The sequence below is a fragment of the Acinetobacter sp. YH01009 genome (assembly GCF_013420765.1).
GTDB lineage: Bacteria > Pseudomonadota > Gammaproteobacteria > Pseudomonadales > Moraxellaceae > Acinetobacter > Acinetobacter amyesii.
Genome location: NZ_VOYE01000018.1, coordinates 57,347 through 73,341 on the forward strand (window position 1 = coordinate 57,347; position 15,995 = coordinate 73,341).

Sequence of the window (15,995 nt, forward strand, 5' to 3'; positions counted from 1 at the left end):
TTCAATTTTAAATATCCATTTTGTTTTATTTTCAATGGATTATAGGGTATGGTTAAATTAACAACAATGACAGCGTTGATGAATTAATTTGATGAATTTATTTATTTTGATTCAGGAAATAGTTGATGCAAATAAAAAAGCTGGAACCTAGATCCCAGCTTTCATATAGAAATTTTACTTATTTCAAGAAACGTTGATAACCGAGGTTATTGGTAATCTCAACATATGGATAGGTAATATTTTCCAATGTTTCAATCAAACCATCTGGGTTTTGTTTCGCATCCGTTGCTTCCATACCCACCAATACACGACCTTCCGCAGCACCGTGGTTACGGTAGTGGAATAGGGTGATGTTATGCGTTGGGCCTAGACGTTCTAAGAAAGTCAGTAATGCGCCTGGACGTTCAGGGAATTCCACGCGGAATAGGCGTTCATTCTCGATATCGGCATGACCGCCAATTAAATAACGGATATGGAGTTTAGCCACTTCATCGTCTGAAAGATCGTCTACATCGTATTGGAATTTTAAGGTTTCAAAAATTTCCTGACGTTCTTTTTCGCCATTTTTGAGACTAATACCCACAAACACTTGAGCGGCACTTGAGTAGCTTGCGCGGTAGTTAAACTCAGTGATGTTACGGCCTTGTAGTGCGCGGCAGAATTGGAGGAATGAACCTTTTTCTTCTGGAATGGTCACAGCAAAGATCGCTTCTTTACGTTCACCCAGTTCAGTACGTTCTGCAATGTAGCGCAGACGGTCAAAGTTCATATTAGCGCCGCATACAATCGACACCATATTTTTATTTTCTAGACCATGCTCTGCAACATACTTCTTAATACCTGCAAGCGCCATTGCACCTGACGGCTCTACAATGCTGCGGCACTCATCAAAGGTATCTTTAATTGCAGCACAGATTTCATCTGTATTCACCAAAATAACGTCACGCTCAACAATTGGGCCTGAGTTATCTGATTTTTGTAGCTGAATCACTTCAAATGGTTTTTCACCAATTTGTGCAACTGCTGTACCGTCGGCAAAAAGACCAACAGATGGAAGAATGACACGTTCATTAGCTTCAAAGGCTGCTTTTAAACATGCTGATTCGTCATATTCAACAGGAATGACTTTAACATGCGGTGCCACATCACCTAAATAAGCAGCTACACCGGCAATGAGACCGCCACCGCCAACAGCAACAAATACATACTCTACATCACGCCATTGACGCAAAATTTCGTTGGCAATGGTTCCTTGACCGGCCATAACGAGTTCGTCGTCATAAGGTGGAATAAAGGTCATACCTTCATCTTTTGCACATTGGATTGCATATTTATTGGCTACGTCAAAAGAATCACCATGCAGAACTACCTCACCACCTAAGCGTTTAACCGCTTGTACTTTAATGTCTGGTGTGGTTTTAGGCATAACAATAATGGCGCGAATACCCAACTTTTTACCAGATAACGCCACGCCTTGAGCATGGTTACCTGCAGAAGCAGTAATAACGCCACGTTCCAACTGAGATTTCGGTAATTGACTAATACGGTTGTAGGCACCGCGTAGCTTGAAAGAAAAGACAGGTTGTAAATCTTCGCGTTTAAAGCGAATGTTATTGTTTAGTTTTTCACTAATTCGTGGCGCTGCTTCGAGTGGGGTTTCGATTGCAACGTCATAGACTGTTGCCTGTAATATTTGTCGAACCAAACGAGACAGCATGTTAATTTTCCATCTAACAGTTTAAAATAGGCGTTCATTGTAACAAACACCCGTACATTTGGGCTGTAAAATCAGCAACAAATGTCAAAAAATAGTTGAGCCAAGTTATGAGTCTGTATGCTACCCAAGATGAAAAGAAACAAGCTGCCGCAAAAGCTGCATTAAAGCATTTGCCAAAGGGCGGTATTTTGGGTGTTGGTACAGGAAGTACTGTGAACTTCCTCATCGAATTATTGCCAGAGCTTCAACTCGAAGCTGCGGTTGCCAGTTCTGAAGCAACTGCACAACGTTTGAAAAAATTAGGCATTGAAGTGGTTGATATGAACCATGTTGGTGGTTTAGATGCCTATGTGGATGGCGCAGATGAAATCGACCGTCATATGCACATGATTAAAGGCGGCGGCGCTGCGTTGACTCGAGAAAAAATCGTGGCGTCTATTGCGAAAAAATTCGTTTGTATCGTAGATGATTCTAAATGGGTTGATCAGTTGGCACGTGAATTTCCGCTTCCTGTAGAAGTGATTCCAATGGCACGTTCTGCTGTGGCACGTAAAATCGTTTCTTTAGGCGGCGATCCTGTGTACCGTGAAGGCGTAGTAACAGATAACGGTAATGTAATTTTAGACGTACACAACTTAAATATCCTAAATGCATTGGAACTTGAAAAAACTTTAAACAATATTCCGGGTGTAGTGTGTAACGGTATCTTTGCTCTAAACAAGGCGGATATTGCGGTTGTAGCCACTGATAACGGTATTGAAGAGCGTACAGCGGTTTAATCTATAGAAAATTTAAATGTAAATAGAGTTTCGATTTATATTTAAATTTCTAATGGAAGTTCCCTCTCCTTTGAGGAGAGGGTTAGGGAGAGGTCAATTTAAATGTCCCCCTCATCCTAACCTTCTCCCAGAGGGAGAAGGAACCCTCAATATACTTTTGAAAACTGCTTAAAGTTAAATTTTATGCATTATTAATAAGCTTTTAAAAAGAATAAATGACTCCCAACCTCCCTGAAATTCAAATCACCCGAAAATTACGTGCCACACGCTTAAGATTGCGAGTAGAACCAACTCAAATTAAATTAACAGTGCCGCAATTTTGTACACAGCGCCAAGTGCAAGATTTTCTGAAACAATCAGAACAATGGATGATTGAGACATGGCAGAAGCAGCAGGAAAAAGCAGGGCTGCAGGATCGAAGTCTGCCAATAAAATTAAAGTTATTTAATTTAGAACAACCGTTAATGGTTGTTTATCAAACGCAAAAACATTCATTTATCTTGGATGACGAAAGCCATCAACTATTCATCAGTGATCGACAGCCTGAGCAATATTTAAAAAGCTTTGTGATTGCTTATGCCAAAGAGTATTTACCAATTTATTTAAAGCAAGTGAGCAGTGAAACAGGCTTGAAATATGGTGATTGCTCAATTCGTCAGCCCAAAACGCGCTGGGGAAGCTGTTCAGCGCGCCATGATATTATGCTGAATAGCGCATTGGTGCTGTTTCCAGAGCAAGTTGTACGATATGTGGCTGTACATGAGTTAGCGCATACCAAGCACTTTGACCATAGCCCAAACTTTTGGGCTGAAGTGCAAAAGCATGATATAAATTTTCAGCAGCATCGAAAAATACTAAAAATGACGGCAATGCCTTGGTGGTGGGTGCTCTGAATTAAAGGCACTAAGTTGTAAACACTAAAGCATTTCTTAATATATTATTTCAATTAAATCAAATCCTTCTTGGTATGTAGGCGGTTCTAATGCGTAATAAACATTGGTTAATGCCATCAGATCGACTATTTCATCTGAAGGGCGTTGAGCGTTTCTTTTTATGCATACTTCGAGCGGGATTTGAAACCATACAGCAACGCATTTTTTACCCAATTATTTAGCTTGCTCAATTATCGGTAGACGTTCAGATTGCTTTACTAAAATAGCATCAAAAATAATATTTTCAGGTTCGCGGGATATTTGGTTTTTGGCCCAAGTTGATTTCCCAGCCCCTTGGCATCCGATCAATATATAAATGATTTTAACCTTTGGGTTAGTTTTTAATTCATGCTTAAAAGCGTCAAAACAGCATTGTCATGCTGGAATATTTCTTTCTTTAGTGAAGACACGACCTTGAGCTGTGGATAGGTAATGATCAGGATTTATATGCATGATCTGACTTAATAGGATTCAGAAGATAAGCTAACATTATAAAGTGAAGCTTTATATGTCAAAACAGTTCAGAAAACCGTAACTTCCTGTCATACTACGCAGTCATCAAATGGATACTTTGAATAGAGGTAAAGAGCGTGATTTCAGTAGGTATTGTCGGCGGTACAGGTTACACAGGTGTTGAATTACTGCGTATTTTACTGCGACACCCAAATGCAGAAGTGAAAGTTTTAACTTCGCGTACTGAAAATGGCCGCCGTGTGGATGATATGTTCCCAAGCTTGCGTGCACATACAGACCTTTGCTATTCAGATCTAAATATTGAAGAACTAAAACAATGTGACGTTGTATTCTTTGCGACGCCGCACGGTGTTGCAATGAAACACGCAGAAGAGTTAGTTGCTGCAAATACTAAAGTGATTGACCTTGCTGCTGACTTCCGCTTGCAAGACTTAGCTCAATTTGAGAAATGGTATGGCCTCGACCATGCTTGCCCAGAATTATTAAAAGATTCAGTTTACGGTTTGTCTGAATTAAACCGTGAAAAAATTCAAAAGGCTTCAGTGATTGGTAACCCAGGTTGTTACCCAACAACTGTTCAGCTCGGTTTAGCGCCAGTATTAAAAGCTGAAGGATTAGTGAAACCTGAAAGCATTATTATTGATGCAAAATCAGGTGTGTCTGGTGCAGGTCGTAAAGCCAGCCTGGGTATGATCTATTCTGAAAATGCAGATAACTTTAAAGCTTATGGTGTAGCGGGTCACCGTCATCATCCTGAAATTGTAGAAGCCTTAGAAAATATTTCAGGTCAAAAAGGTGTGTTTAATGAAATTTTATTCGTACCGCATTTAGTACCGATGATTCGTGGCATGCTCAGCACTATCTATATTGATTTGACAGACGCAGGTGCTTCTGCGGATTTACAAAGCATATATGAACAGTTCTATGCCAATGAGCAGTTTGTAGATGTTATGCCTGCAGGTAGCTCACCTGAAACACGTACTGTGCGTGGTGCGAACCAATTACGTATTGCGATTTGCAAACCTCAACCGAAAAAATTGGTGATTTTGGTGGCTCAAGACAACTTGGTGAAAGGTGCTGCAGGCCAAGCCGTACAAAATATGAACTTGATGTTTAGTTTTGCTGAAAATGCAGGACTTCAAGGCATTGGTTTATTACCATAAGAAACGATTTAAAACTTCACACACATTTAAAACTGGATTTTAATGTGTGCCTTGAGTGAATTAAAAATAAGAGATGACGATGTCGAATACAGAATCTAATTTCAAGTCAGAATCTGAAAACAGTGAAAAAACGCCTTTTATGAAGACGAATATGCCACTGGCGATTGGTGCAGTTGTACTTGCATTGAGCAGCGGTTTGCTCGGATATAGTATCGGTCATCGTCAGGGCTTAACTGTGGTCGGTTATGATGCAGATGCAGAGCAACTTGTTGATGTGGTGCAAAAGCAAAAAACTGAATTAGCAGGCCTAAATAAAAGTTTGAATGCGGCAATCCAAGAGCGTGATGTCGCTGTAAGTAATTCAAATGATTTATATTTGGCTGTTAAAAAAGCACGTGATGATCAAGAATTAACTGGTAATTTGAGTGTTTTGTATCGTGAAGTATTGCGCCAACGTGGTGGTATGCCTCTTGCAGTACAACATTTAGCGATTAAACCTTTACCTGAAAATGCGTATGAATACCAACTTGATCTCGTTCAAGTAAGTCCGTCAAAAAGTAATGTGTCTGGAAGTGTTGAGCTGCGTCTAATTAAGGGTACAGAAGTACTTGCAGTGCCTTTAGAAGACAAAAACTTTAACTTTAGCGAAAGTGAGCGACTCACTGGACGTTGGACCATGCCAAAAGGCTTTAGTCCAGACTTTATTGAAGTGCGTTTAACCGGTTCTAAACCCGTTATTCGCCGTTTTAGCTGGTCGAAAGGTCAGCCTGTTGAAAATCAATCTGCCTTCCTTTCAGAAATTCCTCAAACTGAAGCAAGTGCAAACTAAGTGTGAAACCTAAATCCTATGCGAACCAATAAGCGTCAAACGTGTTTATCTGACATTAAAAATTCATTTTACCAATCTGGTTTAGTGGACTGGCATCTAAACCCGACTCTCAGCCAAGGTACGCAGGATGATGGTGATTCAGACATTCAAGTATTGACTGCGCCACCTGAGTTAAAGCGTCCTCCTATGTATGCTGTCGTTTTAATGAACGATGATTACACCCCAATGGACTTTGTAATTGAAATTTTACAACAATACTTTGCTTTGAATCTTGACCAAGCCACTCAAGTAATGCTAACTGTACATTATGAAGGAAAGGGTGTTGCAGGGGTTTATCCGCGAGACATCGCAGAGACTAAAGCAAATCAGGTCAATAATTACGCTCGGTCGCAAAGTCATCCATTACTTTGTCAGATTGAGCCAAAAGATTAATAAGGGGATTACATGCTCAGTCGTCAATTAGAAGTATCACTACGTTTGGCTGTCAGCATGGCTCGTCAAAAGAGACATGAATTTTTGACGGTAGAACATTTATTATTGGCTTTACTGGATAATGATTCCGCTGTTAATGCATTGAAAGCATGTGGCGCAGACATTATTGTGCTTCGGAAAGAACTTGAAGAATACGTAGAACAACATACCCCTAAGCTTGGCGAAAATAGCGATCAAGCGCCACATCCTACAGAAAGTTTTGATCGTATTTTGCAGCGTGCAATTTTCCATGTGCAATCGAGTGGTAATGACCGCACTGTAGAAGGTGCAGACATTTTAGTTGCGATGTATTCAGAGCGTGATTCATTTGCGGTGTATTTACTTAAACGCCATCAAATCAACCGTTTGACATTAACGCAGTATTTGTCTCATGGCACACGTAAAGACGAAGTCCAAGCCGAAGAAGAAATCGAAGAGCTCGATGGTGAAAACACCACGTCTTCAAATTCTGGCCCATTAGAGCTATATACGACCAATCTGAATGTTGAAGCTCAAAAAGGCAAAACAGATCCACTGATTGGTCGTGAAAAAGAGATTGAACGTACAGCTCAAATTCTATGTCGTCGCCGTAAAAATAACCCACTTTTGGTGGGTGATCCGGGTGTAGGTAAAACTTCGATTGCTGAAGGTTTGGCTTGGCTCATTGTAAATGGCAAAGCTCCTAAACCGCTTGAAAATGCAGAAGTATTTAGTTTAGACATTGGTGCTTTAGTTGCAGGAACTAAATACCGTGGTGATTTTGAAAAGCGTTTAAAACAACTGTTAAATGCATTGAAGAAAAAGCCCGAAGCTATTTTATTTATTGATGAAATTCATATGATCATCGGTGCAGGCTCAAGTATGGGCAGCACGATGGATGCATCGAACCTCATCAAACCAGCTTTGGCGAATGGTACTTTACGTTGTATCGGTTCAACGACTTTCCAAGAATACCGTCAAGTTTTTGAAAAAGATCATGCATTATCTCGTCGTTTCCAAAAAATTGATGTCAATGAACCATCTATTTCAGAAACGATTGATATTCTGCGTGGCTTAAAAGGCAAATTTGAAGAATTCCATCATGTGAAATACGAAGATCAAGCGTTGGTTTCTGCGGTAGAACTATCTGCAAAATTTATCAATGATCGTTTCTTGCCTGATAAAGCCATTGATGTGATTGATGAAGCTGGTGCGCAGCGTCGTTTAAAAGCTGAGCAAGATGATACGGTCATTTCAGTTGAAAACATTGAAGATATCGTTTCGAAAATTGCCCGTATTCCACCAAAAACAGTCTCTAAAGATGACAAGAGCGTTCTTGAAAATCTAGAGCGTGATCTGAAACGTGTGGTGTTCGGTCAGGATGAAGCGATTGAAGCGCTTGCATCTGCGATTAAATTATCTCGTGCGGGGCTTAAAGCACCAGATAAGCCAGTGGGTAATTTTGTCTTTGCGGGTCCTACAGGTGTGGGTAAAACTGAAGTCACTAAGCAATTGGCGAAATTATTAGGCGTCGAGCTTGTACGTTTCGATATGTCGGAATACATGGAACGTCATGCAGTATCTCGTTTAATTGGTGCGCCTCCGGGTTATGTTGGTTTTGATCAAGGTGGTTTGCTGACCGACGCGATTCATAAAAATCCGCATTGCGTGTTATTACTTGATGAAATTGAGAAAGCACATCCAGATGTCTTTAATTTGTTACTTCAAATTATGGATCATGGTTCATTAACAGACAACAATGGTCGTAAGTCTGACTTCCGTAACGTCGTGTTAGTACTGACTACGAATATTGGTGCAGAATCAATTTCACGTGTGAGCATTGGTTTTATGGATCAAGACAACAGTAATGATAACCAAGACGCGATGAAAAAAGCCTTCTCACCAGAGTTCCGTAACCGTCTAGATGGTGTTATTCAATTTAAAGCATTGCCAACAACGGTCATTGAAAGTGTGGTTGATAAGTTCTTAACAGAGCTTCAGGCACAGTTAGATGATAAGAAAGTGGTTCTTGAGGTTGATCAAGATGCACGCGAATGGATGGCCGAGCAAGGATACGATCGCTTGATGGGCGCTCGTCCAATGCAGCGTTTAATCCAAGAGCATTTGAAAAAACCGCTTGCTGAAATGATTCTGTTTGGTGAGCTTGCGGAACATGGCGGCAATGTTGCTGTTTCAGTGAAGAAAGAAAATGGCAAAGCAGTGGGCTTAAAACTCGAAGTGTTTGAAGACCAAACCGCTGAACCAGCTTAATCAATTTATTTAACAAAAACCCGTGCTTGCACGGGTTTTTTATATTTATTCAACGCTAGATTTGGATTTCTCAATGATGGACGTATCATTAACAAAAGTGCTGACCACTTTCGGTTTATTTGCACTAACAGCATTGATGGAAATTTTAGGCTGTTACTTCCCATATTTGATTTTAAATCAGCAAAAATCGCAGTGGTTATGGATTCCTACAGCACTTGCATTGGCTGCATTTGTTTGGTTATTGACGTTGCATCCAGCAGCTTCGGGTCGTATCTATGCAGCTTATGGCGGAATCTATATTTTCTCTGCATTACTGTGGTTGCGTTTCGTTGATCAAATAAGTTTAACGCGATGGGATATGCTAGGTGGCGTCATTGTGTTGGTGGGCGCAGCTGTGATTGTATTACAGCCTCAAGGTTTAATTCGTTAAGTAAACATTGCAGAAGTTAAACCAAGAACTGTAAGAAATCAGAAGCGCAATCTGATTCAAATAAAAAGAACAATACGCGGAAAAGTCATCCGCAATTGTTTGAGACAGGACTACTTTTAATCAAAAATGTTTTTGCGATACCTTGAATAAGTAGGTGCTAGTGAACGAGTTTTGCGGATGGCAATGGTTTTAGGTACTTTTGTCGAAACAAAAGTACCTCCAGCCGAAGGCCAATCCATTCATTCAAACCCTAGATGTAAGACTCCGTCGAATGGACTTAAAAATCATTTTAAAATACGAAATTACTTTGGCGTGCGTAACATCAGATGTTTATTTAAATTTGCATTCAGCGTTGTGGATTTTGATTTCGTATTTCTGTTGAGGTGAAGATAAGTCCATTTCTAACACATATGGATTTACACGTTGAAATTGATGCTCAAATAGCAATTCACAATTTTGTAGAGAATTCTTTTTGATCAGTTGCTTGACTTGCTGTTGGCCGACCGATTCTGCAAATTGTGTAAAGTCAGGTGTGGTTATAATTCCTTCGATTTCTATTTTATCTGCTGAAACTTCCATTTTTTCCATCAACATATTTTGGTCAACTTGAAAAGGAAGGGTGCGAGAGTCTTCGTCACTTATGGCAGAAAGTATTTCGTTTAAACCTGTTTTATTTTTAATTTTAAAATTGCTATCTAAAATCTGATTTTTCACCAAGTATTGATCTAATTCACTTGGTTCACCAGCAAAGCTAAAAGTAGATAAGCTCAATCCAAGAGCCAATAAGCAAATATTTCTTAAACGCATAATCTTAATCACTTATAAAAGTTATGGTTTTATTAAAGCATGCAAAAACAAAAAAAGCACCCGAAGGTGCTTCATTTATCTAAGTAAAACCTTAGTCTTTTTTAAGATTTTCGTTAATTAAGAATTCAACAAGTGCTTTTTGTGCATGTAAGCGATTTTCAGCTTCATCCCAAACCACAGCATTTTTGTGGTCAAGCATATTTTCAGAAATTTCTTCGCCACGATGCGCAGGTAAGCAGTGCATAAATAGGCAGTCAGCGTGAGCAAGATCCATCAGGCGTTCATTCACTTGATAATCAGCAAACGCTTTTTCACGAATTTTTTGCTCTTCTTCTTGGCCCATACTTGCCCAAACATCTGTAACGATTAAATCTGCATTAACTGCAGCATCTTCGGCAGAATCAACAAGTTCCACACAGTGTGCAAATTCAGATAAAAATTCTGCTTTAGGTTCATAGCCCTTAGGTGCAGCGATTTTTAATTTAAAGCCCCACATATGAGCAGCTTCAATATATGAGTTACACATATTGTTGCCATCACCAATCCAAGCAACAGTTTTACCTTCAATAGAACCACGGTGTTCAACAAATGTTTGAACATCGGCAAGTAATTGGCAAGGGTGGTGATCATCTGTTAATGCATTGATGACAGGAACTTTTGAATAAGAAGCAAAACGTTCAACAATGTCATGACCAAAAGTACGAATCATCACAATATCAAGCATGCTTGAAATCACACGTGCAGAATCTTCTACTGGCTCGCCACGACCTAATTGAGAGTCGCGAGATGAAAGGAAAATTGCGCTACCACCAAATTGGCTCATTCCTGCTTCAAACGATACACGTGTACGGGTGCTCGATTTCTCAAAAATCATGCCCATGACTTTACCAACGAAAGGTTGGAAAACTTCATTGTTATGCTGTTTGCGCTTGAGTTCGATACCGCGCTGTACAATTTGGTTAAGTTCTAAAGTCGATAAATCGCGTAAAGTTAGAAAGTGACGTAGAGCCATTGTTACTCCACAATAATTGCTGAATCAAAAAACAAAACAACAATTAGTTGTTGGTTGGTTAGAGAAAAAGGAATCGATTAATATACTATAAGAGAGGTAAAATGCAAAAAATCTAGCGCTTTTGGTGACCGTCTAGGAAACGATCGACGCAATAACTGATGTAATTGATGGTTTCTTGATCATTTTCGTCAATGCTGATGCCCATGAGAACGCGCCATTCTAAATTACGCAAAATTCCAAAATAAAATTGAGCCGAAAACAACGGGTTTTCACAATACAGCAAACCGTGTTGATGCGCTTGATTTAAAATTTCTGCAACGGTGTTCTGAATTTGTTTTGGGCCTTGCTCATGAATATAACGTGCTATTTCAGGATTACGTCCTGTTTGTTCTAAGACTAACCGCATAAATGCCGCATTTTCAGGCATCACAATATGCTGATGAAAGTCACTTAAAGTATTGATGAGATAAGCACGAATATCGGTGTCAGGGCTCACCGTAAATGGTAGGCAAATATCTTTGAAAAATAAGCAGCGACGATAGTCACAAATGGCCTTAAATAATCCGTCTTTATTACCAAAATATTTATAGATTGACGCTTTTGAACCACCTGCATGATTCACGATGTCATCTAATGAAACTGCATCAAAACCACGTTTTAAAAAAAGCTCCGTAGCACTTTCTAAAAGCGCAACACATCGTTCATGTCCGCGCCGCGTTTGTGGCTGGTCATGCGTTAAAGGTTCAATGTGTATTAAATCTTGCATAAAGTGATAATATTTAACAAAAAAAGATCTGAGCTGACGATAATTATAGCAAAAAATTCAGTTCTTTTCTGCTTTGCTCATAAATAAGAGATCTTTGACTAAAGAATAACAACAGATAGGTGACAAGTGAAATATTTGACTAAAGTTTTAGAGTTAATATTCTACAAAGCCATAGAGTTGGAAAAAAATATGGATATACTCAAACTTCGAAAATTAAAGTAAATGCCGTGGAAAGGAATATGACACAACAAACGTCTGCAGGCTTAAGATTTAGACAAGCATTGGAAATCGAAAAACCATTACAAATCATTGGCACAGTAAATGCCTATGCAGCAATGATGGCAAAAGAAGTTGGCTATAAAGCCATATATTTATCTGGTGCAGGTGTTGCGAACTATTCATATGGTTTACCTGACTTAGGCATGACCAGTTTAGACAATGTTTTGGAAGATGTTCGTCGTATTACTGAACGTGTAGATACGCCATTACTCGTCGATATCGATACAGGTTGGGGCGGTGCATTTAACATTGCTCGTACTGTGAAACAAATGATTGCTGCGGGTGCAGCAGCGGTGCATATCGAAGACCAAGTGGCACAAAAACGTTGTGGTCACCGTCCAAACAAAGAAATTGTGTCACAACAAGAAATGGTTGACCGTATTAAAGCGGCAGTCGATGCAAAAACCGATTCAAATTTTGTGGTGATGGCACGTACAGATGCATTACAAAAAGAAGGTTTGCAGGCAGTGATCGACCGCGCATGTGCATGTGTAGAAGCAGGAGCAGATGCGATCTTTGCTGAAGCAATGACAGACATCACCATGTACAAAACAGTCTGCGATGCTGTGGGTGTACCAGTATTGGCAAATATCACAGAGTTTGGTGATACCCCTTACTACACCAAAGAAGAATTAGGCGAGCAAGGCATTTCAATGGTGCTTTATCCATTGTCTCCGACACGTGCAATGCAAAAAGCGGCACTCGAAGTGATGCATGCAATCCGCAATGACGGTACACAAGTCAATGTACTGGATAAAATGCAACAACGAAAAGAACTCTATCAATTCCTCGATTATCACACTTTTGAAAATACCTTAGATAAATTGTTCACTGAAGGAAAATAAAAAATGGCTGAAGGAAAAGTACTCACGGGCGCAGGACTGCGCGGACAAGTAGCGGGTAAAACTGCACTTTCAACTGTAGGCAAAAGCGGTGCGGGCTTAACCTATCGTGGTTATGACGTTCAAGACTTGGCAGAAAACTGTCAGTTTGAAGAAGTTGCGTACCTGATTTTCTTTGGTGAATTGCCAACAACAGAACAATTAGCAGCATACAAAGCTAAACTCAAATCATTGCGTCAATTGCCACAAGCGTTGAAAGAAGTATTAGAACGTATTCCTGCGGACTCACATCCAATGGATGTGATGCGTACAGGCGTTTCAATGTTAGGCAACCTTGAAACTGAACAATCGTTTGAACAACAACAAGATGTTGCAGACCGTATTTTGGCAACGCTACCTGCGATCATTTGCTACTGGTACCGTTTCAGCCATGATGGTGTACGTGTAGAAGAAAACACCGATGATGATTCAATCGGCGCTCAATTCCTACATTTACTGCGTGGCGAAAAACCAAATGAATTGCACGAGCAAGTGATGAACGTATCACTGATTTTGTATGCAGAGCATGAGTTTAACGCATCTACATTCACAGCGCGTGTATGTGCATCAACATTGTCAGATATGCATTCATGCATCACAGGTGCAATTGGTTCACTACGTGGCCCATTACATGGCGGTGCGAACGAAGCTGCGATGGAAATGATTGAAAACTGGACGTCTCCAGAAGAAGCTGAACGTGAAATGCTCGGCAAACTTGAGCGTAAAGAAAAGATCATGGGCTTTGGTCATGCGATCTATAAAGACAATGATCCACGTAATGGCATCATCAAAATTTGGTCTGAACGCCTAGCTAAAGACGTCGGTGATACTGTGCTTTATCCAGTATCAGTACGCTGTGAAGAAGTGATGTGGCGCGAGAAGAAATTGTTCTGTAATGCTGATTTCTTCCATGCATCTGCATACCATTTCATGGATATTGCAACCAAATTATTCACGCCAATCTTTGTGATGAGCCGTGTAACAGGTTGGGCAGCGCATGTGATGGAACAACGTGCGGACAATCGTATTATTCGCCCAAGTGCGGACTATACAGGTCCGGAATTACGTAAAGTTGTGCCAATTGCAGAGCGTTCTGCAGCATAATTTTAAGTGTAATAAAAAAGCCTCAAAAGAGGCTTTTTTATTATTTGTTATTTAATTTAACAATCTATTTGGTTAATAAAACTGGATCTTCAACGCTATATCCTGTTTCAAATGGAATCCCTAGATATTTAACAGTTACTAAATAAAAAGGCTTTTGCACTACACGATAAGTTTTAGAGATTTTTAAACCTTCTTTATAGGTCTCAGCCTTTTGTACAGCGCTTTTATACTGCGAATTTTTAACACGATATTGATAGGTCCATTTATCAATGGTTTCAGTGGGGTCATACCATGATTTTGCAGTGCCATTCTTGGTTGTTAATACCTGTATTCGAGCATTATTGTTATTTACTGGTGTTAATTCGACCAAACGTTTTTTTATTTTCGCGATTTCTTTATCAAACTGGGTGCTGTCTTGATCGTAATCAATCCGTTTTGTCTTTGGATTAATATACAAAGACTTCACTGTAATTAATTGCGTCGGTTTTTGGCTATTTAATTGATAATAATATAATTGTGGTAAACGACCACGACCATCTTCAAAATGACGCATTAAATAGATTTTTTGGTCTTTTTTATCAAAACCTAAAACCTCAATGGTTTGAGGGCCGCCTACCGTAGCCAAAGCAGAGCAGGACAGTAGTGTGCTAATTGCGAATGCATTGAAATGACGTAGCTGCATTTTCTTGTCCTGATGAGAAAAATTTCTCAATACAGTATGCTATGCAAAATGATATTTAAATATGAAGATTATGTATGTTTTATTCTGCATTTAAGATGTCTAATACACTGTGAGCAACATTTTCAGTTAACTGATCTAAGCGTTCTAAAGCTGTACCTAAAATAAAATAGTGGTAATTATAAATACGACTGTCATGTAAGATTGAAATATAAAATGTTCCTTCGGGTTTTTCTACAGTTGCGCTGCCACCGGATTTGAGTAATCCAGTGCAGGCAACCACAAAGTTTGCACGTGAAAAAAGCTGTTGTCCGTGCTCAGCCATCGCTTGAGTCACTTCTGCCGATTCGGCCGTATATTGTTCTATCAGTAGAGGATCTACTTTTAAAATTTCACGCTTGATCGACGGATCATAGCTGACCAGACCACCTAACAAGATATCTGCACCACTATTCTTATAAATTGAAAATTGGCTACATAAATAACCAGAGCTTGCACTCTCGATAAATGCGATAGTCATGGATTTTTGTTCTAAAGCATCGCAACACTGTTTAAGCATGTGCTTACCCCAAAGTAGAATGGTGAATGATCATTAGTATTCTTAAAATTTTAGCATTGATTCCGCTCGCCTGTAATTTCACTAAAAGTCTAAGTTGGTACTGTGGGTGTTGTGGAATTCACAAAAATAGCGTGATTGCTTAGAAGCTGTACGAAAATATGAAATAAAGGTTTTTTCGGAAGGAAAACGATGTTAAAACTTAAAATAAAGAGCGTAACAAAAGTAGGTTTATTTCAATGAAAACGACTGTTAAATATGTAGTATTAAAAAGCCTAGACTATCAATTGGGCACGCCACTTTTTCAAGAAGAATTAGACGCAGATAGCCTGTATTTTGATCAAATTCCGGCTGTAATTCAGTATCAAAATCATCAATTCAAAGTGAAAAGTAAAGAGTTAAAGCGTGTTTATTTGGCTGAAGAAAATGAAGACATGCAAACCATTATTGTGAAAGTACTTGCTGTTTAATTTCGATCAATTTGTAGTATTAATAATACAGTTCTCATTGAGTTGGGAACTGTATTTTTGTATTTGCCTGATTCAAACTTTAGATAAGTCTAGATTCAAAAGTAATACATATTTTTTTAATGATCACTTGATCCATAGCTCTAGCTATTCGACCAACGGCTATTTAATCCACTAGATATTATTGAGTATAATTTATTTATTTTTTCATGGGGGGAAGAAATAATGGATTTATTTAAATTTCTAAAAAGCTTTAATACAACGGGTACTTAAGAGGTGGATCAGGAAATTTGAACAACACTTATAAGTGATATTTTGCTCCCCAAATGATGTTATAAACATCAATATATGGAGTATTTTATGGCACGTAGACCAAGAAGAAATCATTCAAACGACTTT

16 protein-coding genes are annotated in these 15,995 nt (G+C 39.2%); 10 read left to right on the forward strand and 6 right to left on the reverse strand.

All coding sequences use genetic code 11. The features are described from left to right. Positions 1-178: 178 nt before the first annotated feature. Positions 179-1,717, reverse strand: a complete 1,539-nt coding sequence (gene ilvA, locus FTT76_RS15135) for a threonine ammonia-lyase, biosynthetic (protein ID WP_180007812.1) — start codon at positions 1,715-1,717, stop codon at positions 179-181. 107 nt (positions 1,718-1,824) lie between these two features. Between ilvA and rpiA the strand changes: the two genes are divergently transcribed. The 7 genes from rpiA (at position 1,825) to FTT76_RS15170 (ending at position 9,045) form a co-directional block, all read left to right on the forward strand. Continuing rightward, positions 1,825-2,496 carry a ribose-5-phosphate isomerase RpiA gene (gene rpiA, locus FTT76_RS15140; RefSeq protein ID WP_180004663.1) on the forward strand — a complete coding sequence of 224 codons (672 nt, stop codon included), beginning with the start codon at positions 1,825-1,827 and terminating at the stop codon, positions 2,494-2,496. Between the two features lie 215 nt (positions 2,497-2,711). Continuing rightward, positions 2,712-3,389, forward strand: coding sequence for a SprT family zinc-dependent metalloprotease (locus FTT76_RS15145; protein ID WP_180007811.1), 678 nt, complete (start codon positions 2,712-2,714; stop codon positions 3,387-3,389). A gap of 629 nt (positions 3,390-4,018) precedes the next feature. Then, a complete protein-coding gene (gene argC / locus FTT76_RS15150; protein ID WP_180007810.1) occupies positions 4,019-5,065 on the forward strand; it encodes an N-acetyl-gamma-glutamyl-phosphate reductase in 1,047 nt (348 codons plus the stop codon). Between the two features lie 79 nt (positions 5,066-5,144). After that, positions 5,145-5,894 carry a hypothetical protein gene (locus FTT76_RS15155; protein ID WP_180007809.1) on the forward strand — a complete coding sequence of 250 codons (750 nt, stop codon included), beginning with the start codon at positions 5,145-5,147 and terminating at the stop codon, positions 5,892-5,894. A gap of 18 nt (positions 5,895-5,912) precedes the next feature. Further along, on the forward strand, positions 5,913-6,326 hold the full coding sequence (gene clpS, locus FTT76_RS15160) for an ATP-dependent Clp protease adapter ClpS (protein ID WP_078188641.1): 414 nt from the start codon (positions 5,913-5,915) through the stop codon (positions 6,324-6,326). Between the two features lie 12 nt (positions 6,327-6,338). Next, positions 6,339-8,615 (forward strand): ATP-dependent Clp protease ATP-binding subunit ClpA, encoded by a 2,277-nt coding sequence (gene clpA / locus FTT76_RS15165; protein ID WP_180007808.1) that lies wholly within the window; start codon positions 6,339-6,341, stop codon positions 8,613-8,615. 76 nt (positions 8,616-8,691) lie between these two features. Continuing rightward, positions 8,692-9,045 (forward strand): YnfA family protein, encoded by a 354-nt coding sequence (locus tag FTT76_RS15170; RefSeq protein ID WP_180007869.1) that lies wholly within the window; start codon positions 8,692-8,694, stop codon positions 9,043-9,045. Positions 9,046-9,375: 330 nt separating this feature from the next. On the opposite strand, the gene FTT76_RS15175 is transcribed toward FTT76_RS15170, so the two are convergent. The 3 genes from FTT76_RS15175 to FTT76_RS15185 all read right to left on the reverse strand — a co-directional run bounded on the left by FTT76_RS15175 (position 9,376) and on the right by FTT76_RS15185 (position 11,630). Then, positions 9,376-9,852 carry a hypothetical protein gene (locus FTT76_RS15175; protein ID WP_180007807.1) on the reverse strand — a complete coding sequence of 159 codons (477 nt, stop codon included), beginning with the start codon at positions 9,850-9,852 and terminating at the stop codon, positions 9,376-9,378. 91 nt (positions 9,853-9,943) lie between these two features. Then, positions 9,944-10,864, reverse strand: coding sequence for an ornithine carbamoyltransferase (gene argF / locus FTT76_RS15180; RefSeq protein ID WP_078193464.1), 921 nt, complete (start codon positions 10,862-10,864; stop codon positions 9,944-9,946). Between the two features lie 112 nt (positions 10,865-10,976). Then, positions 10,977-11,630, reverse strand: a complete 654-nt coding sequence (locus FTT76_RS15185) for a TetR/AcrR family transcriptional regulator (protein WP_180007806.1) — start codon at positions 11,628-11,630, stop codon at positions 10,977-10,979. A gap of 239 nt (positions 11,631-11,869) precedes the next feature. Between FTT76_RS15185 and prpB the strand changes: the two genes are divergently transcribed. Further along, positions 11,870-12,754, forward strand: coding sequence for a methylisocitrate lyase (gene prpB / locus FTT76_RS15190; RefSeq protein ID WP_180007805.1), 885 nt, complete (start codon positions 11,870-11,872; stop codon positions 12,752-12,754). A 3-nt stretch (positions 12,755-12,757) separates the two neighbouring features. Continuing rightward, a complete protein-coding gene (gene prpC / locus FTT76_RS15195) occupies positions 12,758-13,894 on the forward strand; it encodes a 2-methylcitrate synthase (protein ID WP_180007804.1) in 1,137 nt (378 codons plus the stop codon). A 64-nt stretch (positions 13,895-13,958) separates the two neighbouring features. On the opposite strand, the gene FTT76_RS15200 is transcribed toward prpC, so the two are convergent. Next, positions 13,959-14,576 carry an aminotransferase gene (locus FTT76_RS15200; RefSeq protein ID WP_180007803.1) on the reverse strand — a complete coding sequence of 206 codons (618 nt, stop codon included), beginning with the start codon at positions 14,574-14,576 and terminating at the stop codon, positions 13,959-13,961. Between the two features lie 79 nt (positions 14,577-14,655). Then, entirely contained in the window at positions 14,656-15,132 is a 477-nt protein-coding gene (locus FTT76_RS15205; RefSeq protein ID WP_180007802.1) for a CinA family protein, read from the reverse strand. Positions 15,133-15,368: 236 nt separating this feature from the next. Here FTT76_RS15205 and FTT76_RS15210 point away from each other — a divergent pair, with 236 nt between their 5' ends. Then, entirely contained in the window at positions 15,369-15,599 is a 231-nt protein-coding gene (locus FTT76_RS15210) for a hypothetical protein (RefSeq protein ID WP_078190858.1), read from the forward strand. Positions 15,600-15,995: the final 396 nt, after the last annotated feature.